Annotated in this window: 21 protein-coding genes; 14 read left to right on the top strand and 7 right to left on the bottom strand. The window is 55.5% G+C overall.

The window, feature by feature from the left end; genetic code table 11:
• Positions 1-13 precede the first annotated feature (13 nt).
• Together smrA and ACQG22_RS10245 are read right to left on the bottom strand one after the other, a co-directional pair.
• Complete coding sequence (smrA, locus tag ACQG22_RS10250; protein WP_013096859.1) at positions 14-577, bottom strand: DNA endonuclease SmrA; 564 nt, start codon at positions 575-577, stop codon at positions 14-16.
• 353 nt (positions 578-930) lie between these two features.
• Positions 931-1842: a LysR family transcriptional regulator gene (locus ACQG22_RS10245; RefSeq protein WP_149896434.1), complete on the bottom strand. Its 912-nt coding sequence runs from the start codon at positions 1840-1842 to the stop codon at positions 931-933.
• A gap of 175 nt (positions 1843-2017) precedes the next feature.
• On the opposite strand from ACQG22_RS10245, the gene ACQG22_RS10240 reads away from it, so the two are divergent.
• From ACQG22_RS10240 to uspE, 7 genes are all read left to right on the top strand, one after another.
• Positions 2018-3328 (top strand): M20 family metallo-hydrolase, encoded by a 1311-nt coding sequence (locus tag ACQG22_RS10240; protein WP_013096861.1) that lies wholly within the window; start codon positions 2018-2020, stop codon positions 3326-3328.
• Positions 3328-4773 (top strand): M20 family metallopeptidase, encoded by a 1446-nt coding sequence (locus ACQG22_RS10235; protein WP_284952670.1) that lies wholly within the window; start codon positions 3328-3330, stop codon positions 4771-4773. The genes ACQG22_RS10240 and ACQG22_RS10235 overlap by 1 nt, the downstream gene beginning before the upstream one ends.
• Positions 4774-4811: 38 nt before the next feature.
• A complete protein-coding gene (gene abgT / locus ACQG22_RS10230) occupies positions 4812-6338 on the top strand; it encodes a p-aminobenzoyl-glutamate transporter (protein ID WP_020688271.1) in 1527 nt (508 codons plus the stop codon).
• A 10-nt stretch (positions 6339-6348) separates the two neighbouring features.
• Positions 6349-6864 (top strand): methylated-DNA--[protein]-cysteine S-methyltransferase, encoded by a 516-nt coding sequence (ogt, locus tag ACQG22_RS10225; protein WP_128310810.1) that lies wholly within the window; start codon positions 6349-6351, stop codon positions 6862-6864.
• A 183-nt stretch (positions 6865-7047) separates the two neighbouring features.
• Entirely contained in the window at positions 7048-7800 is a 753-nt protein-coding gene (fnr, locus tag ACQG22_RS10220) for a fumarate/nitrate reduction transcriptional regulator Fnr (RefSeq protein WP_006174991.1), read from the top strand.
• Positions 7801-7968: 168 nt separating this feature from the next.
• Complete coding sequence (locus ACQG22_RS10215; protein ID WP_023620353.1) at positions 7969-8121, top strand: hypothetical protein; 153 nt, start codon at positions 7969-7971, stop codon at positions 8119-8121.
• A gap of 109 nt (positions 8122-8230) precedes the next feature.
• On the top strand, positions 8231-9181 hold the full coding sequence (uspE, locus tag ACQG22_RS10210) for a universal stress protein UspE (protein WP_013096866.1): 951 nt from the start codon (positions 8231-8233) through the stop codon (positions 9179-9181).
• A gap of 40 nt (positions 9182-9221) precedes the next feature.
• On the opposite strand, the gene ACQG22_RS10205 is transcribed toward uspE, so the two are convergent.
• The 3 genes from ACQG22_RS10205 to pntA form a co-directional block, all read right to left on the bottom strand.
• Positions 9222-10331: a mechanosensitive ion channel family protein gene (locus tag ACQG22_RS10205; RefSeq protein ID WP_013096867.1), complete on the bottom strand. Its 1110-nt coding sequence runs from the start codon at positions 10329-10331 to the stop codon at positions 9222-9224.
• Between the two features lie 106 nt (positions 10332-10437).
• A complete protein-coding gene (pntB, locus tag ACQG22_RS10200) occupies positions 10438-11826 on the bottom strand; it encodes a Re/Si-specific NAD(P)(+) transhydrogenase subunit beta (protein WP_013096868.1) in 1389 nt (462 codons plus the stop codon).
• A 10-nt stretch (positions 11827-11836) separates the two neighbouring features.
• The gene (gene pntA / locus ACQG22_RS10195; protein ID WP_020688274.1) at positions 11837-13366 is read right to left on the bottom strand and encodes a Re/Si-specific NAD(P)(+) transhydrogenase subunit alpha; all 1530 of its coding nucleotides are present in this window, start codon (positions 13364-13366) and stop codon (positions 11837-11839) included.
• Positions 13367-13900: 534 nt separating this feature from the next.
• On the opposite strand from pntA, the gene ydgH reads away from it, so the two are divergent.
• The 3 genes from ydgH (at position 13901) to folM (ending at position 17175) form a co-directional block, all read left to right on the top strand.
• A complete protein-coding gene (gene ydgH / locus ACQG22_RS10190) occupies positions 13901-14845 on the top strand; it encodes a DUF1471 family protein YdgH (protein WP_013096870.1) in 945 nt (314 codons plus the stop codon).
• 185 nt (positions 14846-15030) lie between these two features.
• Complete coding sequence (locus tag ACQG22_RS10185) at positions 15031-16413, top strand: amino acid permease (RefSeq protein WP_095439364.1); 1383 nt, start codon at positions 15031-15033, stop codon at positions 16411-16413.
• Between the two features lie 39 nt (positions 16414-16452).
• Positions 16453-17175 carry a dihydromonapterin reductase gene (gene folM, locus ACQG22_RS10180; RefSeq protein ID WP_038980413.1) on the top strand — a complete coding sequence of 241 codons (723 nt, stop codon included), beginning with the start codon at positions 16453-16455 and terminating at the stop codon, positions 17173-17175.
• Here folM and ACQG22_RS10175 read toward each other — a convergent pair.
• Positions 17172-17507 carry a GlpM family protein gene (locus ACQG22_RS10175; protein WP_013096873.1) on the bottom strand — a complete coding sequence of 112 codons (336 nt, stop codon included), beginning with the start codon at positions 17505-17507 and terminating at the stop codon, positions 17172-17174. The genes folM and ACQG22_RS10175 overlap by 4 nt on opposite strands.
• A gap of 128 nt (positions 17508-17635) precedes the next feature.
• Here ACQG22_RS10175 and rstA point away from each other — a divergent pair, with 128 nt between their 5' ends.
• The 4 genes from rstA (at position 17636) to tus (ending at position 21271) form a co-directional block, all read left to right on the top strand.
• On the top strand, positions 17636-18352 hold the full coding sequence (gene rstA / locus ACQG22_RS10170) for a two-component system response regulator RstA (protein ID WP_013096874.1): 717 nt from the start codon (positions 17636-17638) through the stop codon (positions 18350-18352).
• Between the two features lie 247 nt (positions 18353-18599).
• The gene (locus tag ACQG22_RS10165; RefSeq protein WP_048971255.1) at positions 18600-18860 is read left to right on the top strand and encodes a hypothetical protein; all 261 of its coding nucleotides are present in this window, start codon (positions 18600-18602) and stop codon (positions 18858-18860) included.
• Positions 18861-18969: 109 nt separating this feature from the next.
• On the top strand, positions 18970-20268 hold the full coding sequence (gene rstB, locus ACQG22_RS10160) for a two-component system sensor histidine kinase RstB (RefSeq protein ID WP_013096876.1): 1299 nt from the start codon (positions 18970-18972) through the stop codon (positions 20266-20268).
• 73 nt (positions 20269-20341) lie between these two features.
• Positions 20342-21271, top strand: a complete 930-nt coding sequence (tus, locus tag ACQG22_RS10155) for a DNA replication terminus site-binding protein (protein WP_029882784.1) — start codon at positions 20342-20344, stop codon at positions 21269-21271.
• Here the strand turns inward: tus and fumC are convergent, their stop codons facing one another.
• On the bottom strand, positions 21272-22666 hold the full coding sequence (gene fumC / locus ACQG22_RS10150) for a class II fumarate hydratase (RefSeq protein ID WP_148791133.1): 1395 nt from the start codon (positions 22664-22666) through the stop codon (positions 21272-21274).
• Positions 22667-22790 lie beyond the last annotated feature (124 nt).

The raw sequence follows: 22790 nt of genomic DNA, 5'->3' as shown, positions 1-22790 counted from the left end.
CGCGCTAATCCCGTTAACGGCTGCGCTTGGCGTGCCGTTCCCAGTTCTCCTGTTTCGCGTCGTTGGATTTTCGCAGTGAAACATAACAGGCCCCGCTGCCGCCGTGATGCGGCAGCGCCACGCAGAAGGCCTGCACTTCCTCAAACTCTGTTAACCAGCGCGCCAGATAGCTACGTATCACGTTAGGATGAGCATTCTGTTCACGCCCTTTTCCATGAATGATAATCAGATTGCGTAATCCGTCGCGTCCGGCCTGGCGAATAAAGGCGTACAGCATCTGGCGGCAACGCTCGGCGGGCTGACGTAACAGGTTCAGGCTGGCCTCGCGGGAGTATTTCCCCGAGCGCAGCTTATCCATTACGCCCTGTTGTATCCCTTCACGCTGAAATGCCAGCGGCTCATCCAGGGGCAGAAGTTCCAGAAAGCCCAGGGTGAGGAAGTTATCCAGTTGCTCGGTATCAATCTCCTGGCGCGCCCGCGTGTTGCGGCTCGGCTGCCAGTGAATATCTGCGCAGCGCTTCAGGGGCTGGACATCCTCCATGGCGTCAAGAAACAGTGATTTGTCGTCAGGGTTCATGGAAATCCTCCGGCTACATCTGAGCCTGTACTATACCTTCGCGGGGGGTGTGCCTCAACAGCCGTTCCCCCGGGTAGGGTGGCGCTGAAAGCAAGCTGATGAATATCAATCGACAGCCGGGGAAAAATTAAACATCACTTAACTCAAACTTCAGCGTAAATAAAACACGCAATTTGGCTTAAACATCCATAAAATCAAACACTCAACCGCCTTTCATTTTGAGAGAAAGCTGTTATAACTTAATTAACCTGCCTCATGGATATAACATCCAGGATATGCGAAGGGATGCACTGCTGTGTGTACTGAAGGGTCTGTCTGATGTCGGACAGGCCCTGTTTTTTATGGATGATGTTTCACGCAGAGACGATTGCCCGCGCCTCGCGTCTGAACTGCGTAATTAACGACTCCGTAAGCGGGGTCTGGCGTGAATCCCGACGCTGAATTAAATAATACGTCGCTTTTGGAAGTGATTCGACAACCGGCAGCATAACCAGACGCCCTGCCAACAGGGGGTCACAACCCAGCTCCTGCGGCAATATGCTTAAAAAGTCGCTTTGTGCGACAAGGCTGATACACGACGAAAATGTTTCGCAGACCACGCCAATGCGGGGTATTTGCGAGCGATGGCTAAATACATCCTCTAACTGCTTATAATAACTTCCCCGGGGCGTTGGCATGGTCCAGTTATAATGCAGCAGATCGTTAATGGAGGTTGCTCCCGTCGCCGGATGCCCCTCCCGGCAAAATACGGCAAACGGTTTTTCTAATAGCTTTTCAAACGTAAATTCATGATCGTAAGGACCCTGATAATAGGTATTGATGGTGAAGTCCAGTTCGCCCTGGCGTAATTCATTGATCATCGATACCAGCTGCCCTTCCATAATTCGCACCTTAACCTGCGGATGCTGCACATGAAAGCGGGTGATAACCGCAGGCATAAGGCTTCGCGAAATACTCGCCCCCATCCCGATATTGATCTGCCCGGCCAGCTCGCCCTGCCGCTGGCGAATGTCATCCTGCGCCGCGCGCAGCTCTTCCAGAATCAGCCTGGCGCGCTGATAGAAGCCCTCACCACACTCGGTTAACGCCACGCCTTTGCTTCGGCGCACAAAGAGCTGCGCCGCCATGCCCTCTTCCAGCTCTTTGATCGATTTGGTCAACGCCGGTTGCGAAAGATTCAGCGTCCTGCTGGCGCCGCGAATGCTGCCCTGACGCGCCACTTCAACGAACGCCCGAATTTGATGAAATTTAATCTGAAATGACATAGCCCGACCGATAACCGTTGTTTATCAGAGTAAAGAAACTGTCATCTACTTTAATGGAAAGGGATGTGCGAGGGTAATTCCTGAACGGTTAAAACTGTGAAAAATCGGTTAGTGATAAGTAAAAACTATCACAGCGTGAAGCAGTTCACATATTTTAATGATGACAGGAACAGATATGGACTCACTGGCACAGTACATCCAAACCTTAGCCCCGCAACTGAGCGCATGGCGTCGCGATTTTCACCATTTTGCCGAATCCGGCTGGGTGGAATTTCGGACTGCCGCGAAGGTCGCGGAGATCCTGGATAGCCTGGGTTATGACCTGGCGATGGGCCGCGACGTGGTGGATGCCGAAAGCCGTATGGGGTTGCCGGATAACGCCACCCTGACGCGAGAATTTGCCCGCGCCCGTGCGCAGGGCGCGCCCGAAAAATGGCTCGCGCCGTTTGAAGGCGGCTTCACCGGCCTGGTTGCCACGCTTAACACCGGCCGTCCCGGCCCGACGCTGGCGTTTCGCGTGGACATGGACGCTCTCGACCTGAGCGAAGCGCTCGACGACAGCCACCGCCCGTTCCGCGACGGCTTTGCCTCCTGCAATCCGGGCATGATGCACGCCTGCGCGCACGACGGCCACACCACGATTGGCCTTGGGCTGGCGCACGTGCTCATGCACAACAAAGCGCAGCTGAACGGCACCATCAGGCTGATCTTCCAGCCTGCCGAAGAAGGCACTCGCGGCGCACGCGCCATGGTGGCCGCCGGGGCACTGGACGGGGTGGACTATTTCACCGCCATTCACATTGGTACCGGGGTGCCTGCCGGGACGGTGATCTGCGGCAGCGATAACTTTATGGCGACAACCAAGTTTGACGCGACGTTTACCGGCGTTGCCGCACACGCAGGCGGTAAACCGGAAGAAGGCCGTAACGCCCTGCTCGCCGCCGCCCAGGCCGCGCTCGCGCTGCACAGCATTGCGCCACACAGCGAAGGGGCTTCCCGGGTGAATGTGGGAGTGATGCAGGCCGGCAGCGGACGCAACGTGGTACCCGCCCATGCCCTGCTTAAGGTCGAAACCCGCGGCGAGAGCGAGGCGATCAATCAGTATGTGTTCGAACGCGCGCAATCCGTCATTACCGGTGCCGCCGCGCTGTACGGCGTGACGGCTGAGATGCGCCTGATGGGGGCTGCCACCGCCAGCGCTCCGACACCTGCCTGGGTGGATTATCTGCGCCAGCAGGCAAGCCAGGTGCCCGGTGTGGAACAGGCCATTGATAAGGTTAAAGCCCCGGCCGGTTCCGAAGACGCCACGCTGATGATGGCCCGGGTGCAAGAAAACGGCGGCATGGCCTCCTACATGGTGTTTGGCACCGATTTGAGCGCCGGACATCACAATGAAAAATTCGACTTTGATGAGCGCGTCATGACCGTCGCTATCGAAACGCTGGCGCGCACTGCGCTGAATTTCCCCTGGACGCGAGGTGTGTAATGCAGGAGAACTACGCTTTTATTGCCGATGCAATCGACACGCGATGTCAGACGTTCACCGACATTGCCGACGAAATCTGGAATCACCCGGAAACCCGCTTTGAAGAGTTCTGGTCCGCAGAGCGGCTGGCCAGCGCGCTGGAAGCGGAAGGCTTCACCCTGATCCGTGAGGCTGGCGGCATTCCGAATGCCTTTATCGCCAGCTTCGGTAGCGGTAAACCGGTGATTTCCCTGCTCGGCGAATATGACGCGCTGGCCGGATTAAGCCAGCAGGCACACTGCGCGACGGCACACGCCACCACGCCCGGTGCTAACGGCCACGGCTGCGGGCATAACCTGCTCGGCACCGCGGCGTTTGCGGGTGCCGTTGCGGTGAAAAGCTGGCTGGAGCAGCACGGCGGGAGTGGAACCGTGCGTTTTTACGGTTGTCCCGGCGAAGAAGGCGGTTCCGGTAAAACGTTTATGGTCCGTGAGGGCTTGTTTGACGACGTTGACGCCGCGGTCACCTGGCACCCGGAAGCGTTTGCCGGCATGTTTAACGTCAGTACGCTGGCCAATATCCAGGCCGCCTGGCGCTTTAAGGGCGTGGCGGCGCATGCGGCAAACTCGCCGCATCTGGGGCGCAGCGCGCTGGATGCGGTGACGCTGATGACCACCGGCACCAACTTCCTCAACGAACATATCATCGAGAAAGCACGCGTCCATTACGCCATAACCGATACCGGCGGCATCTCCCCCAACGTGGTGCAGGCGCAGGCCGAAGTGCTGTACCTGATCCGCGCCCCGGAGATGGCCGACGCGCAGCAAATCTACGCGCGCATTGAGAAGATCGCGCAGGGTGCGGCGTTGATGACCGAAACCACCGTCGAGTGTCGCTTTGATAAAGCCTGCTCCAGCTACCTGCCAAACCGCACGCTCGAAGCGGCGATGTATCGCGCCCTGCAACATTACGGCACGCCAGCCTGGACGGAGGAAGAACGCGCTTTTGCCCGGGAGATCCGCGCCACCCTGACGGCAAACGATCTGCAAAACAGCCTCAGAAACATTGCTGCAACCGGGGGGAACGAAGGTAAAGCCTTTGCCCGCCGCCACCAGGAGACCCTGCTGGTGGACGAGGTCGCGCCTTACGCCATCACCGATAACGTGCTGGCAGGCTCCACGGACGTGGGTGACGTTAGCTGGAAAATGCCCGTCGCCCAGTGTTTCAGCCCCTGCTTTACCGTCGGCACGCCGCTGCACACCTGGCAACTGGTGGCTCAGGGGCGAACGTCCATTGCCCATAAAGGCATGCTGCTGGCCGGGAAAGTGATGGGTGCCACCGCGCTACATCTGCTGCAGGACGCAGACCTGCTGAAAAAATGTCGTGAAGAGTTCGAACAACAAACACAAGAAAAACCGTACGTGTGTCCGATCCCTGCGGGCGTGACACCGTCACCTTTAAAATAAAAAAACACAACACAACACAACAGTCCCGAGGAACGCCCATGAGTATGTCATCCATACCTTCGCATTCCCCATCCGGTAAGCTCTATGGCTGGGTTGAAAGGATCGGCAATAAAGTGCCACACCCTTTCCTGCTTTTTATCTGGTTAATCGTGGTTTTGATGGTGGCGACAGCCGTGCTGTCCGCCTTAGGGGTGAGCGTGCGCAGCCCGGCCGATGGCAGCATGGTAAGCGTAAAGAACCTGCTGAGCATTGAAGGGTTGCACTGGTTTTTACCGAATGTGATTAAAAACTTCAGCGGTTTTGCGCCGCTGGGCGCCATTCTGGCGCTGGTGCTGGGGGCCGGTCTGGCTGAGCGCGTTGGCCTGCTCCCCGCGCTAATGGTGAAAATGGCTTCTCACGTCAGCGCACGCTACGCCAGCTATATGGTGCTGTTTATCGCGTTTTTCAGCCACATCTCTTCTGATGCCGCGCTGGTGATCATGCCGCCGATGGGGGCGCTGATCTTCCTTGCCGTCGGGCGTCACCCCGTGGCGGGTCTGTTGTCGGCAATTGCCGGTGTGGGATGCGGTTTCACTGCCAATCTGCTGATCGTCACCACCGATGTCCTGCTTTCGGGGATTAGCACCGAGGCGGCGAAAACAATCGATGCGGCCATGCACGTCAGCGTGATCGACAACTGGTACTTTATGGCCAGTTCGGTCATCGTCCTGACGCTTGTTGGCGGGCTGATTACCGATAAGATCATCGAGCCGCGGTTAGGGAAATGGGAAGGCCGTAGTGACGAAAAGCTGGAAACGCTGAGCAAAGAGCAACGCTTTGGCCTGCGTGTCGCCGGGATAGTCTCGCTGGTATTTATCGCGATGGTGGCGCTGATGGTAGTGCCGGAGAACGGTATTCTGCGCGACCCGGTGAAACATACCGTCCTGCCCTCGCCGTTTATACAGGGCATTGTGCCGCTGATCATTCTGTTTTTCTTTGTCGTGTCGCTCGCGTATGGCATCGCCACCGGCAAAATCCGCCGCCAGGCCGATCTGCCGCAGCTGATGATTGAGCCGATGAAGGAGATGGCGGGCTTTATCGTGATGGTCTTCCCGCTGGCCCAGTTTGTCGCCATGTTTAACTGGAGCAACATGGGCAAATTTATGGCCGTTGGCCTGACCGATGCGCTGGAAGCCGCCGGGTTAAGCGGCGTCCCGGCGTTTGTGGGTCTGGCGCTGCTGTCGTCACTGCTGTGCATGTTTATCGCCAGCGGATCCGCCATCTGGTCGATTCTGGCCCCCATTTTCGTGCCGATGTTTATGATGCTGGGCTTCCATCCGGCCTTTGCGCAGATCCTGTTCCGTATCGCCGACTCCTCGGTGATCCCGCTGGCGCCGGTTTCGCCATTCGTACCGCTGTTTTTGGGCTTCCTGCAGCGCTATAAACCGGAGGCGAAGCTGGGTACCTACTATTCGCTGGTTTTACCCTATCCGCTTATCTTTTTAGGGGTATGGCTGGTGATGCTGGTGGCATGGTATCTTGTCGGCCTGCCGATAGGACCGGGGATCTACCCGAGGCTGAATTAAAGGAAAGAGGATGCTGAGATTACTCGAAGATAAAATTGCAACGCCGCTTGGGCCGCTGTGGGTTATCGCCGACGAGCAGTTCCATCTGCGTGCCGTGGAATGGGAAGAGCACAGCGATCGCATGGAAGAGCTGCTCAACATCCATTACCGCGCCCAGGGTTTTGAGCGTATCAGTGCCACCAATCCAGGTGGGCTGAGCGACAAGCTGGCGGCGTACTTCGAGGGCGATCTCAGCATCATCAATGACCTGCCAACCGCCACGGCCGGTACGCCATTCCAGCGTGAAGTCTGGAAGGCGCTACGTGATATTCCGTGTGGTCAGGTTATGCACTACGGCCAGCTCGCAGAACAGTTAGGCCGCGCGGGCGCGGCGCGGGCGGTGGGTGCCGCGAACGGTTCTAACCCCGTCAGTATCGTGGTGCCCTGCCATCGTGTGATCGGCCGCAACGGCACCATGACCGGCTATGCCGGCGGTGTGCAGCGCAAGGAGTGGTTACTGCGTCACGAAGGGTATCTTTTGCTGTAGTTCCCAGGCTTTTTGTGCTTAATTTTCTACCGGTTAGGCTAAAAATCCATAATCAAGCTGTGGAATTTCAAGAAGATGGCAACACGTTGCCGTCTCTTGTCCTTATTGATGGTTTGCCAGGCTTACGTACTTACCAAAAAGATGTTAAAATTGACCAATATCAATTAAGGCTTGAGCAAACCTATGATCCCAGAAAAGCGAATTATACGACGCATTCAGTCTGGCGGTTGTGCTATCCATTGCCAGGATTGCAGCATCAGCCAGCTCTGTATCCCGTTTACCCTGAATGAGCATGAGCTTGACCAGCTTGATAACATCATCGAGCGCAAAAAGCCTATTCAGAAAGGGCAGACGCTGTTTAAAGCGGGAGACGAACTGAAATCGCTCTATGCTATCCGTTCTGGCACCATCAAAAGCTATACCATCACCGAACAGGGTGATGAGCAGATCACCGGCTTCCATCTGGCAGGCGATCTGGTCGGCTTTGATGCCATCGGTACTGGCCATCACCCGAGCTTTGCGCAGGCGCTGGAAACCTCAATGGTCTGCGAAATCCCGTTTGAAACGCTGGACGATCTGTCAGGCAAAATGCCAAACCTGCGTCAGCAGATGATGCGTCTGATGAGCGGTGAGATCAAAGGCGATCAGGACATGATCCTGCTGCTGTCCAAAAAGAATGCGGAAGAGCGCCTGGCTGCATTTATCTATAACCTCTCCCGCCGTTTCGCCGAACGTGGTTTCTCTCCACGTGAGTTCCGTCTCACCATGACCCGTGGCGATATTGGTAACTACCTGGGCCTGACCGTGGAAACCATCAGCCGTCTGCTGGGCCGTTTCCAGAAAAGCGGCATGCTGGCCGTTAAAGGTAAATACATCACCATCGAAAACGGTGAAGCGCTGGCTGTTCTTGCCGGCCACGCCCGCAACGTGGCATAAACCCCACGAATGATTGATGCCAGGCCGATAAATTTTTATGATTTATTGGTCTGGCAGGTAAGCACACCACTTCCCGCCCCTGCGACAGACATCCCCCGCTCCTGAAAGGTTCTCGTTGAGGTTAAATTGAGAGAAAGTTTATTTTTCGTTTCAGTTGTTATTGCCTCCGTGACCTTCCTTTTCATCTGGATCATGCTTGTCGGCCCAATGAAGGGAGAGGAAAAAACCTACGTTCAGGACTCCACCACGTTTGCCATCGTGGTGATGGTGCTGCTGTTGATCGCGTTTATCGCGGTGACAACGACGGTGCTATTCTTCTGAGATATTTTCATGAATTATTGATCTGGCAAAACCTTACCTCTGTTTCATTCAGGATATATAGGTTACTCTTTTAATTACAGACTGTGGTGACAGTAGTAAGGAGACCTGTATGGCAAAGTATCAAAACATGCTGGTAGCTATCGATCCTAATCAGGACGATCAGCCGGCATTACGACGTGCTGTGTATTTACATCAACGGATTGGTGGCAAAATCAAAGCGTTTTTGCCGATCTATGACTTCTCGTATGAGATGACCACCCTTCTGTCGCCTGACGAGCGTACCGCTATGCGTCAGGGAGTGATCAGCCAACGTACCGCGTGGATCCGCGAACAGGCGAAGTACTACCTGGAAGCGGGTGTGCCTATCGATATTAAAGTGGTCTGGCATAACCGCCCCTTTGAAGCGATTATCCAGGAGGTGGTCGCCGGTGGGCACGATCTGCTGCTGAAAATGGCGCACCAGCACGACAAGCTGGAATCCGTGATCTTCACGCCGACAGACTGGCACTTGCTGCGTAAATGCCCGTGCCCGGTCTGGATGGTGAAAGATCAGCCGTGGCCTGAAGGCGGCAAAGCCGTCGTGGCAGTAAACCTGGCAAGCGAAGAGGATTATCACAATTCGCTGAACGAAAAGCTGGTAAAAGAGACGCTGCTGCTTGCCGAGCAGGTTAACCACACCGAAGTGCATCTGGTCGGCGCTTACCCGGTTACCCCTATCAATATTGCCATCGAACTGCCTGAATTTGACCCGAGCGTATATAACGACGCGATCCGTGGACAGCACCTGCTGGCCATGAAAGCGTTGCGCCAGAAGTTCAGCATTGATGAGAACATGACGCATGTCGAGAAAGGGTTGCCTGAAGAGGTGATCCCGGATTTAGCCGAACATCTGCAGGCAGGGATTGTGGTGCTGGGCACCATCGGACGGACCGGTATTTCTGCCGCGTTCCTGGGCAATACCGCGGAACAGGTGATTGACCATCTGCGCTGCGACCTGCTGGTCATTAAGCCGGATGAGTACCAGACACCGGTTGAACTGGATGACCCGGAAGACGATTAACGTCAGTCTATTCGCCCGCCTCCCCGGCGGGCTTTTCTTATCAGCTCTCGATCGCTGTCTGTGTCTCTTCAGTTGATCGATCCTGCATCCACGGTGCGTGCAACACCATGCTGGGCAGCGCCAGCTTAATCTCCTGGGCGTTCAGCCCTTCGAGAATACGGATATTGATCTCCTGCTGGATATCCATGTATTTGTTGTAATCCGCCGTATTGACAATATGAACCACTTCAAACGTCAGGCGGTCACGGTCAAACCCGAGGAAATGGGCGCGATCGAACTTTGTCTCCCCCACATCGGTGATGATCTGCCTGACCATATCCCCCACATAGCGCAGCTTTTCAGGCGGCGTGTCGCTGGCGACGCCAAACGTGAAGACGATGCGACGGGTCTGCATACGTTTATAGTTGTGGAGCGTCTGCTGAAGCAAAATGGCGTTACCGCAAACGATCTGCTCCCCACTCAGGCTACGAATACGGGTCGTTTTTAAGCCTATGTGTTCCACCGTTCCCGCCACGTCGTTGAACACTACGAAATCACCAATTTCAAACGGTTTATCAAAGCCGATAGAAAGCGAAGCGAAGACGTCGCTCAGAATGGTTTGTACGGCGAGGGCGATAGCAATACCCCCTACCCCCAGGCTTGCCACCAGCGCGGTGATGTTGACGCCCGCGTTAGCGAGAATCGACAGCAGCATCACAGACCAGACGATAGCGCGAAGGATAAGACCGGTGATCACCAGGGTAACCGGATTTTTATGACTGCCGGGGGCCAGCATAACGTGTCGCAGCCACGACACCACGCCCTGATCCAGCCAGAGCGCCACCTGTATCGCGAAGACCAGGAACCAGGCGTGGCTTACGGTGCTAAAGAGCCGGTCGGGTAAGTCAACAAAACGCAGGCTGATGAGCAGCGCCACGACAAAAAGCAGGAAGCGACTGGTGCGGTTAAGCATATCGGTCAGAATAAAACGCATCCTGTTTGTGGTTGGGTGCTTATCTCCCCAGGTTGTGATCCCTCTCTTAACGAATGCGATCAGGCGCGTCAGAAGCCAGTAGACCAGCAGCGTCACGACGATAACCGTGGCGACGCTTACCCAGAATGTCGGCGTCATCATCAGCTCCAGGATGTCGAAGCGGGACAAAAATTGCATTTCACCTCCTCGTAGTACACAAAGGGTAAAGTATAGACAGAGGAGAAACGCTGACCGCAGAAATAAGAAAACCGCCCCGAAGAGCGGTTTTTGAGGAGAACGCGAATTACAGTGCTTTCAGGATCGCATCCACGCTGGCTTTGGCATCGCCAAACAGCATGTGGGTGTTCTCTTTGAAGAACAGCGGGTTCTGAACGCCAGCGTAGCCGGTGTTCATGGAACGTTTGAAGACAATCACGTTCTGCGCCTTCCACACTTCCAGAACCGGCATCCCGGCGATTGGGCTGCGTGGATCGTCCTGCGCCGCCGGGTTAACGGTGTCGTTGGCGCCAATGACCAGCACGGTGTCGGTGTCGGCGAAATCATCGTTGATCTCGTCCATCTCCAGCACGATGTCGTAAGGCACTTTCGCTTCTGCCAGCAGCACGTTCATGTGGCCTGGCAGACGCCCCGCTACCGGGTGGATGCCAAAGCGCACCTTGATGCCGCGCGCGCGCAGCTTCTCGGTGATTTCAGCGACCGGATACTGCGCCTGCGCCACCGCCATGCCATAGCCTGGGGTGATGATGACCGAGTGCGAATTTTTCAGCATCTCTGCCGTATCTTCCGCGCTGATCTCACGGTGCTCGCCCACTTCTTCGTCAGAACCGGTCGAGGAGCCGTCAGAGCCAAAACCACCGGCGATAACGCTGATGAATGAGCGGTTCATCGCCTTACACATGATGTAGGACAGAATCGCACCGGAAGAGCCCACCAGCGCACCGGTGACAATCAACAGGTCGTTGCTCAGCATAAAGCCAGCCGCTGCCGCCGCCCAACCGGAGTAGGAGTTCAGCATCGACACCACAACCGGCATATCAGCCCCACCGATGGAGGCCACCAGGTGCCAGCCGAACGCCAGCGCAATGATGGTCATCACCAGTAACGCCAGCACCTGCAGACCTACGCTTTCGGTACGCACAAAGACCACCAGCAGCACAAAGGAGACCACCAGCGCCGCCAGATTCAGCTTATGACGATTTGGCAGCATCAGCGGTTTGGAGGAGATCTTACCGCGCAGCTTACCGAACGCCACAATCGAGCCGGTGAAGGTTACTGCACCGATGAAGATGCCCAGGAATACTTCGGTCAGATGAATGTTGACCAGAATCGGCTCCATGCCCGGTTCGTGGTACAGATAGCTGTTGAAGCCCACCAGCACCGCCGCCAGACCGACGAAGCTGTGCAGGATCGCCACCAGCTCCGGCATTTCGGTCATTTCAACGCGTTTTGCCAGACGAATACCGATCGCCCCGCCGATGATCATCGCCACCAGGATCCAGGCAACGTTGCCGGTATCGGGTCCGAAAATAGTGGCAATCAGCGCAATCGCCATCCCGGCGATACCAAAGTTATTACCCTGCTGAGACGTTTCGTGTTTGGAAAGTCCCGCCAGACTGAAAATAAACAGGATTGCAGCAACAATGTATGCGGCTGTCACTAATCCTCCAGACATATGCTACCCCTTAGCCTTTACGAAACATTTTCAGCATGCGCTGAGTCACGGTGAAACCACCGAAAATATTGATACTGGCGATCAGCACCGCGATAAAGCTCAGGAAGCTAATCCAGCCGCCGTGACCAATCTGCAGTAACGCCCCGACCACGATGATCCCGGAGATGGCGTTAGTGACCGACATCAATGGCGTGTGTAGTGCATGGGAGACATTCCAGACCACGTAGTAACCCACCACGCAGGAGAGCGCGAAGACGGTAAAGTGGCCGAGGAACTCTTTTGGCGCGACATCGGCCAGCCAGCCAAACAGAATAATCGCCAGCGCCATGAGCGCGTATTTACGCCACGGAGAAGCCGGTTTAGCAGGCTCTGTGGGTTCTGGCGCCGCTTTCGGTGCTGCCTGAGGCTGGGCGGAAACCTGAATCGGTGGCGCAGGCCAGGTGATTTCGCCTTCACGCACCACGGTCACGCCGCGTACAACCACATCGTCAAAATCAACGGTGATGTTGCCATCTTTCTCTTTGCAGAGCAGTTTCAGCAGGTTAACAAGGTTAGTACCGTACAACTGGGACGACTGCGTGGGCAGACGGCCCGGCAGATCCGTATAACCAATCACTTTCACCCCGTTGGCGGTCGTGGATACCTGGTTCGGCACGGTATATTCACAGTTACCGCCGTTTTGCGCGGCCAGGTCGACAATCACGCTGCCCGGCTTCATGGTGTCCACCATCTCACGGGTGATCAGCTTCGGCGCTGGTTTACCCGGGATCAGCGCGGTGGTGACAATAATGTCCACCTCTTTTGCCTGCGCGGCAAAGAGTTCCATTTCCGCTTTGATAAAGGCTTCGGACATCACCTTCGCATAACCATCACCGCTGCCCGCTTCTTCCTTGAAGTCCAGCTCAAGGAACTCGGCGCCCATACTCTGCACCTGCTCCTTCACTTCCGGGCGGGTGTCAAACGCGCGGACGATAGCGCCCAGGCTGTTTGCCGCACCGATAGCCGCCAGGCCTGCCACACCGGCACCAATCACCATCACTTTTGCCGGCGGCACTTTGCCTGCCGCCGTGATCTGACCGGTAAAGAAACGGCCGAATTCGTGGGCGGCTTCGACGATTGCACGGTAACCGGCGATGTTCGCCATTGAACTCAGGGCATCCAGAGACTGCGCGCGCGAAATACGCGGCACGGAGTCCATCGCCATTACCGTCACGCCACGTGCCGCCAGCTTCTCCATCAGCTCTGGGTTTTGGGCAGGCCAGATAAAGCTCACCAGCGTGGTGCCCGGGTTCAGCAGCTCAATCTCGCTCTCTTGCGGCGCATTCACCTTCAGAATAACGGGTGATTGCCAGACTTCAGCACCGTCCACCACGTCCGCACCAGCCTGAATAAAGGCCTCGTCATCGAAACTCGCCAGTTTGCCCGCGCCGCTTTCAATGGCGACGGTAAAACCCAGTTTAAGCAGTTGCTCCACCGTTTTTGGTGTCGCCGCTACGCGGGTTTCATTGGCAAACCGTTCTTTTGGTACCCCAATACGCATAGTTTTCCCTTCCATCGGTTTTTGATGATGGTTTATCGATAAATGCCCGCAGTTGCATCAAATTTCGCCATCCTTAGAGCGGCGGCAAATGAGTAACCCCGGAAAATAAAACAGTAACAAACTTTCTATAACCTACTGAAAATAGCGCCTGCGATCTACCGCCTGAAAACACTATTTCTTACATTATCTGTGAAAAATAAGCGATCGGCCTCGCTGACAGAGATATTTACCTTAAATTCATCCTCAGAACCGATAAATCGCGCAAGCGAAGCGGTAAAAACATGATATAGCGCCATATGAGATCAACTTATTAACATTAAATTAACTTGTAAAAGTTATATGCTTTATCACTTTTGCTTGTCAAACGCCTGTTTTTTCAACATATCACTAAATGTTATCGAATCAGATCCTTCGGTGAGCACACGCTGTGAAAAATGGCGCAGACAGCAACAGGTTTTAAATGCCATAATCGGGACCGTCTCAAATTAACAACAATACCAGTACATGGTTTGCGCAAGGCGAAGGATTATTTTTATGAAGCTTAAGAACACACTCCTGGCGTCCGCACTTCTTTCCGCGACCGCCCTGTCTGCGAATGCCGCGACAGAGTTAACGCCGGAGCAAGCGGCAGCGTTAAAACCTTTTGACCATACGGTCATTGTGGGTCGTTACAACTCTATTGGCGATGCCGTTACCGCCGCATCAAAAGCCGCTGATAAAAACGGCGCAGCGTCGTTTTACGTGCTTGACCAGTCCGATCAAGGCAATAGCGGCAACCAGCGCGTGACCATTGCGCTGTACAAAGAGAATGCGCCAAAAGCTGACGCGCCGAAAAACCGCGTGATCAACGGCGTCGTTGAACTGCCTAAAGATCAGGCGATTGAGCTGGAACCGTATGACACCGTTACCGTTCAGGGCTTCTACCGCAGCCAGCCAGAAGTGAACGATGCCATCACCAAAGCCGCGAAACAGAAAGGGGCTTACTCGTTCTACATCGTGCGTCAGGTAGATGCTAACCAGGGTGGCAACCAGCGTATTACCGCGTTCATCTATAAAGAAGATGCGAAAAAACGCGTTCTGCAAAGCCCGGATGCCATCCCTGCTGATTCAGAAGCCGGTCGCGCAGCGTTAGCGAAAGGCGGCGAAGAAGCGAAGAAAGTCGAAATTCCAGGCGTAGCAACCTCCGCAGCGCCAAGCGCTGAAGTGGGCCGTTTCTTTGAGACGCAATCCACGAAAGGTGGCCGTTACTCCGTTACCCTGCCAGACGGCACCAAAGTTGAAGAGCTGAACAACGCCACGGCTGCGCAGATGGTGCCGTTCGACAGCATCAAGTTTACCGGCAACTATGGCAACGGTACGGAAGTCTCTTATCAGGTCGCGAAGCGTGCGGCGAAGAAAGGGGCGAAGTACTACCACATCACCCGCCAGTGGCAGGAACGTGGTAACAACATGACCATCAGCGCCGATCTGTACAAGTAACAAAACCCTTCATTAAAGGCGGCTCAGTGCCGCCTTTTTTTGTTACTTTTTTTGAATTTCTGCTACACATCATTGCATGCGTTCGTGACACTCCGTAAAATCCCGCGCCTTAGTGTGATCCACCATTTTTATGCGCCTGTGCGAAATAATTATTCTGGATTTGGACCTTTCATAACAGGAAGCCAATGGAAAAGAAACTTGGCCTGAGTGCTTTAACTGCACTCGTTTTAAGCTCAATGCTGGGTGCGGGGGTATTCAGTTTACCGCAGAATATGGCGGCCGTCGCAAGCCCTGCCGCGCTACTGATTGGCTGGGGGATTACCGGCGTTGGCATTTTGCTGCTGGCCTTCGCTATGCTGCTGCTGACCCGTATTCGTCCCGATCTCGATGGTGGTATTTTCACCTACGCGCGGGCCGGTTTTGGGGAACTGATTGGCTTCTGTTCCGCGTGGGGTTACTGGCTGTGTGCGGTGATCGCTAACGTCTCCTATCTGGTTATTGTCTTCTCGGCGCTCAGTTTCTTTACCGATACGCCCGAGCTGCGTCTCTTTGGTGACGGCAACACCTGGCAGTCGATTGTCGGGGCGTCGGTGCTGCTGTGGGTCGTACACTGGCTCATTTTGCGCGGCGTCCAGACAGCGGCAAGCATTAACCTGGTGGCGACGCTGGCCAAACTGGTTCCGCTCGGGCTGTTTATTGTGCTGGCGTTTATGGCATTCCGTCTGGATGTATTTAAACTCGATTTCACTGGCCTTGCGCTGGGCGTCCCCGTCTGGGAGCAGGTGAAAAACACCATGCTGATCACCCTGTGGGTTTTCATTGGTGTTGAAGGTGCGGTGGTGGTCTCTGCCCGCGCGCGCAACAAGCGCGACGTCGGACGCGCCACGCTGCTGGCGGTGCTGGCGGCCCTCGGTGTCTATCTGCTGGTGACGCTGCTGTCGCTGGGTGTGGTGGCTCGTCCTGAACTGGCCGAAATGCGTAACCCATCCATGGCCGGTCTGATGGTGAAAATGCTCGGTAGCTGGGGCGATGTGGTCATTGCCGCGGGGCTGATTATCTCCGTCTGCGGGGCTTATCTGAGCTGGACCATCATGGCGGCAGAAGTGCCTTTCCTGGCTGCCACGCACAAAGCGTTTCCGCGTCTGTTTGCCCGTCAGAATAAAAACGGTGCGCCGTCAGCGTCACTCTGGCTGACGAATATCAGCGTTCAGGTCTGCCTGGTGCTGATCTGGCTCACAGGTTCGGACTATAACACCCTGCTGACCATCGCCTCGGAGATGATTCTGGTACCCTATTTCTTAGTGGGTGCATATCTGTTAAAAATCGCCACTCGCCCGGCGCATTATGCGGTAGGGATCGGCGCCTGTATTTACGGTTTGTGGTTGTTGTATGCTTCCGGGCCTATGCACCTGCTGCTGTCGGTGGTGTTGTATGCGCCGGGCCTGCTGGTGTTTATCTATGCCCGCCGTACTCATCAGCTGGAGAACGCGCTTAAACGCCGCGAAATGGCCCTCATCGGGCTGTTACTGGTTGCTGCCGTACCGGCAACCTGGATGTTAATGGGATAACCCTGCGTTTCCCATTGTTGAACTGAAAAGGAGAATACGATGGGAACTGCGCAGCATCGCCCAATACTGATCACCGGTGGAGGCCGTCGTATCGGCCTCGCCCTCGCCCATCACTTTCTCAACCTTCGCCACCCGGTCATTGTCAGTTACCGCACGGAATACCCCTCGATAGACGGGCTACGAAAAGCAGGTGCAACCTGTATTCAGGCTGATTTCTCCACCGACGACGGCATTCTTGCCTTTGCGGATAAGGTCAAATCAACGACCCACGGTCTGCGGGCGATTATCCATAACGCCAGCGCATGGCTTGCAGAAAAACCCGGTACGTCGCTCAGCGAAACGCTCGCCTGTATGCTGCAGATCCACGTCAATGCCCCCTATTTGCTTAACCATGCCCTGCAGGATCTGCTGCGCGGCCACGGCCATGCCGCGGGTGACATTATTCATTTCACCGATTATGTGGTGGAGCGCGGGAGCGACAAACACATCGCTTATGCGGCGAGTAAAGCTGCACTGGATAACATGACGCGTTCATTTGCCCGCAAGCTGGCACCAGAGGTCAAGGTGAACGCCATCGCCCCGGCGATGATTTTATTCAACGAGGGCGATGATGCCGAGTATCGTCATCAGGCGCTGAATAAATCCCTGATGAAAATCGCCCCTGGCGAGAAAGAGGTGATCGACCTTATCGATTATCTGCTCACCAGCTGTTACGTCACCGGCAGAACCTTTGCCGTGGACGGCGGGCGACCGCTGCGCTAGTGATAGCGGCTCCAGAAGAAAATCAGCACCCAGGCGCTGAGCCCCCAGCAGACCACCGCCCCGCCCAGCGCCAGGGGAAGCCGCAGAAAGCCCGTGAAATACCACAAGGACAACAGGTAGAGAAAGTAAGGGATGATTGACCACATGCCAAACACAATGGTGGTGCGCAACGCCTCAGTGCCGCGTTCCGAGGCGACAATGTAGTGTGCAATGAGCGCAAACGTCGGGAAGAGCGGAATCAGCCCGGCAATGTAGTAATTTTTGGTTTTTGCCAGTACGCCAATCAATAACACCACCAGCGCGCCCAGCGCGGCTTTTATCGCCAGCCCCATGCTTTTTCCTATAACAATCAAGTAACAATAAGAGCCAGAATAACGGAACTGACGTTAATTTTGAAAGATTAATGGAAGGTTAAGGTTACGCGGTGTATGTTGGCATTTTTCGCGATAACAGACGTTGTATGAATAAGATTGTTTATGTAGAAGATGAGCCCGAAGTGGGACAATTGATCGCCGCTTATCTGGGTAAACATGATATGGACGTTATTGTTGAGCCACGTGGCGATCGCGCCGAAGAGGTCGTGGTGCGTGAAAACCCGGATCTGGTGCTGCTGGATATCATGTTGCCCGGCAAAGACGGGATGACGCTGTGCCGCGACCTGCGGGCTCAGTGGGATGGCCCTATCGTGCTGCTGACCTCACTGGACAGCGACATGAACCATATTCTGTCGCTGGAGATGGGGGCCAATGACTACATTCTTAAAACCACGCCGCCTGCCGTTCTGCTCGCCCGTCTGCGCCTGCATTTGCGCCAGCATGCCAGCAGTGAACGCGAGGTGCCGGCGCAGTCCCTCATGCCGCATAAAGCGATGCGGTTTGGCACGTTATCCATCGATCCGGTTAACCGCCAGGTCCTGCTTTCCGGTGAGCTTATCGCGCTCTCTACCGCCGATTTTGACCTGCTCTGGGAGCTGGCCACCCATGCAGGGCAGATTATGGACCGTGACGCGTTGCTGAAAAACCTGCGCGGCGTAAGTTACGATGGAATGGATCGCAGTGTTGACGTGGCTATTTCGCGACTGCGTAAGAAACTGCAGGACAACGCCACCGAGCCGTACCGCATCAAAACCGTGCGTAACAAGGGTTATCTGTTCGCCCCGCACGCCTGGGAAACCTGATCGCGTTGGCAAAATAGCATAACCTGCGCGAAATGAAGGCATTACACGACAATGCCCTGGCTTTCGCGCGTTAATTTGCCCGTTGGCGCAACAATTAACTTGCTAAGCCAGCGAACTAATCCATAATTACTTTTCCTGCATTCCTTCTTGAGCTCGCACCGGGCCCGCCACATAAACGTTTTTATCGCGACGCTTTCGCTACTTCTCTCCCATAAAATCTTGAAATGAGGATTTAAGCCTATGACATATGTATAGCTACCATGACGTAGAAGCCATCAAAACCAATCTTGAATGGATTGTTAATCAGGCAACGCTTAACCAAGCCTCCCCCGCGCGTGCCGACCAAAAAGCCCTCTTTGATCTTCTGGAACTGATTCAGTCTTACGAAATATTGTTGGATTTAATTAACGAATTCGGAAGCGCCGTGATTGATGCGGAGATCGCGGAAGGCCTGAGCGTGACAGAAAAACTCATCGCCAAAATCAAAAGAAGTACTCACGCCATGTAACAAACCTCGGCACGGCTCAGATAATACGTTTGTCGTGCATGATGGTGGTGAAAACACCGGAAGGTTTTTCATGTATATTCTGCATGTATCGTTTTTTCGGTGAGATTTAATGAAAAAGCTTTTTGTGCAGTTTTATCTTTTGCTGTTTGTCTGCTTCCTGGTGATGACCATGCTGGTCGGGCTGGTCTATAAGTTCACTGCCGAACGAGCGGGCAGGCAGTCGCTGGACGATCTGATGAAAAGCTCACTTTATCTGATGCGCAGCGAACTGCGTGAAATTCCACCACATGACTGGGCGAGAACCTTAAAAGAGCTGGATTTGAACCTGTCGTTCGATCTGCGCATTGAACCGCTGAAGGATTTCGATTTAGATCCGCCTGCCATGCAGCGCCTGCGTGACGGGGATATCGTGGCACTGGATGAGAAATACACCTTTATCCAGCGCATTCCGCGCAGTCATTATGTGCTGGCTGTAGGGCCGGTGCCTTATCTCTATTATCTGCACCAGATGCGCCTGCTGGATATGGCCCTGATGGCCTTTATCGCCATTTCACTCGCCTTCCCGGTCTTTATCTGGATGCGCCCACACTGGCAGGACATGCTGAAACTGGAATCCGCCGCACAGCGCTTTGGCGAGGGGCATCTTACCGAGCGTATTCACTTTGACAGCGGGTCCAGCTTTGAACGTCTGGGGGTGGCATTTAACCAGATGGCCGATAACATCAACGCCCTGATTGCCAGCAAAAAACAGCTGATCGACGGGATTGCTCATGAACTGCGCACGCCGCTGGTGCGCCTGCGCTATCGGCTGGAGATGAGCGAAAACCTTACGGCGGCAGAGTCTCAGGCGTTAAACCGCGACATCGGCCAGCTTGAAGCGCTCATTGAGGAGCTGCTTACCTACGCTCGCCTTGACCGTCCACAAAATGAACTGCACCTCAGTACCCCGGATCTGCCGACGTGGATCCAAACCCATATTGATGACGTCCAGAGCGTCAATCCGCAACGCACCCTGTTAACGCGCGTCACGCCGGGTGATTACGGCGCGCTGGACATGCGCCTGATGGAACGCGTGCTGGATAATCTGATGAACAACGCCATGCGCTACAGTGAGAGCACGCTGCGGATTGGCCTGGACTTGCAGGACAATCAGGCCCGTCTGACGGTGGAAGACGATGGCCCCGGCATCGCCCCGGATGCGCGTGAAACCGTGTTCGAGCCGTTTGTGCGTCTCGACCCGAGCCGCGACCGTGCGACGGGAGGGTGTGGTCTGGGGCTGGCGATTGTCCACTCTATCGCGCAGGCGATGGGCGGCACGGTGCAGTGCGGGGAGAGTGAACTCGGCGGCGCATGCTTCTGCTTTAGCTGGCCGGTGTACCATAACATCGCCCTTCCCGTTCCTGCCTGACCTTAACCGCACGCTGGCCTGACCCGGCGTGCTGTGCTATATCATGAGTATGTTGTAACTAATGGGGATTCACATGGCGACATACGATCTTATCGAAAGGCTGAACAGCACCTTTCGGGAGATGGAGCATGAGCTGTTAACGCTAACCGAGCGCCTGCAGGCCTGCCGCCTATTGGCTGCACGGGTCTTTACCCTGCCGGAGGTGGCAAAAGGCGCAGAGCACGATCCGCTGCAAACCATCGACGTCAAACAGCATATCGGCCAATCCGCGCGGGATCTGGCGCTACAGCACTATCGTCGCCTGTTTATTCAGCAGCAGTCAGAAAACCGCAGCAGCAAGGCGGCCGTTCGCCTGCCGGGGGTGATCTGTCTGCAAACGGACGCCGAAACCCGTGAGGCGCTGGAAACCCAGATTACGCACATCAATACCCTGAAAGCGGCATTTGAAAAGATCATTACCGAAGAGTCAGGCCTGGCGCCAGCCGCCCGCTTTGAGTGGGTGCACCGCCAGCTTCCGGGTTTAATCACCCTGAATGCCTACCGTACGCTGACGGTACTGCGTCAGCCCGCCACGCTGCGCTTCGGCTGGGCCAACAAGCACATTATCAAAAACTTTACCCGGGATGAGATCCTGGCCCAGCTGGAAAAGAGCCTGAAAGCGCCGCGCACCGTGGCTCCGTGGTCGCGCGAGCAGTGGATTGAGCGCCTGGAGCAGGAGTATCACAGCATCGCGTCATTGCCCGCTGAAACGCGCCTGAAGATTAAACGCCCGGTGAAGGTGCAGCCTATCGCCCGCGTCTGGTATTCAGGCCAGCAAAAGCAGATCCAGTACGCCTGCCCAACACCGCTGATTGCGCTCTATGATGCCGACCAGGGCGCCGTGGTACCGGACATTGGCGAACTGCTGAATTACGATGCGGAAAACGTTCAGCATCGCTATAAGCCTCAGGCGCAGCCGCTGCAGCTGATTATTCCCCGGCTGCACCTGTATGTGGCGACGTGACTATTTCAGGCTGCCGACCATCGCTTCAGGGCGGACCCAGGCATCAAACTCGGCTTCCGTGAGATAGCCGAGCGCCAGCGCAGAGGCTTTCAGCGTCAGCCCCTCTTTATGCGCCTTTTTGGCGATCTCAGCGGCTTTGTCATAGCCGATATGGGTATTGAGGGCGGTCACCAGCATCAGCGACTCATTGAGCAACTGGCTGATTCGCTCGCGGTTCGGCTCAATGCCGGAGGCGCAATGCGCGTTGAAACTCTCCATACCGTCCGCCAGCAGCCGTACAGACTGAAGCACATTGTGGATAACCATCGGACGATAGACGTTCAGCTCGAAATTGCCTGACGCACCGCCCATGTTGACGGCCACGTCATTTCCCAGCACCTGACAGCAGAGCATAGTCATGGCTTCACACTGCGTCGGGTTCACTTTGCCCGGCATAATGGAGCTACCCGGTTCATTTTCCGGGATGCTGATTTCACCAATGCCGCAGCGCGGGCCAGAGGCCAGCCAGCGCACGTCGTTGGCGATTTTCATCAGTGATGCCGCCAGCCCTTTCAGCGCACCATGGGTGTGAACCAGCGCGTCGCAGGTTGCCAGCGCCTCAAACTTATTGGGCGCGGTAACAAACGGTTGCCCGGTAATCGCGGCCAGCTCTTCCGCCACGCGCACCGCGTACTCCGGATGGGTATTTAACCCCGTCCCCACCGCCGTGCCGCCCAGCGCCAGTTCAGAGAGATGCGGCAGGCTGTACTCAATGTGTTTGAGATTGTGTTCCAGCATCGCCACCCAGCCGGATATCTCCTGCCCAAGGGTCAGCGGCGTGGCATCCTGCAGGTGGGTACGTCCGATTTTGACGATATCGCTGAAGGCCTGAGCTTTCTCGTTAAGGGTGCTTTTAAGCACATTTAGCTGCGGGATAAGCTGTTCACGGATGGCAATCACCGCCGCCACGTGCATTGCCGTCGGGAAGACATCGTTGGAGCTCTGGCTCTTGTTAACGTCATCGTTCGGGTGAACCTTACGCTCCATACCGCGCACGCCGCCCAGCAACTCGCTTGCCCGGTTGGCCAGCACTTCATTCATGTTCATGTTGCTCTGCGTGCCAGAGCCGGTCTGCCAGATGGCCAGGGGGAATTCGTCGGGATGCTTACCCGCCAGCACTTCGTCGGCGGCACTGATGATGGCGGTGGCTTTGTCAGCCGCCAGCAGGCCCAGATCCAGATTCACTTTGGCGGCGGCACGTTTGGTCAGCGCCAGCGCCTGAATCAGCGAAACGGGCATTTTCTCTGTCGAAATACGGAAATGTTCCAGCGAGCGCTGGGTTTGCGCCCCCCAGAGTTTGTCGGCCGGAACGTCGATCGCGCCCATCGAATCTTTCTCACGGCGATGCGTTGTCATTACTTTCTCCTTGATAATTAAAGATGGGATTGCTCACATGCTTAAGAGATAAGTATTGATGACTTCTGAGAAACGTTATGGCGCTTTGTGCGCTCTTTTTGGTGCCGGGTGGCGTAGCCGCCAC

Source organism: Enterobacter cloacae complex sp. 309I3 (assembly GCF_050031595.1).
In the GTDB taxonomy this organism is placed as follows: domain Bacteria; phylum Pseudomonadota; class Gammaproteobacteria; order Enterobacterales; family Enterobacteriaceae; genus Enterobacter; species Enterobacter cloacae.
The sequence above is the reverse complement of the archived record's forward strand: the minus strand, read 5'-3'. Positions and strand labels throughout refer to the sequence as shown.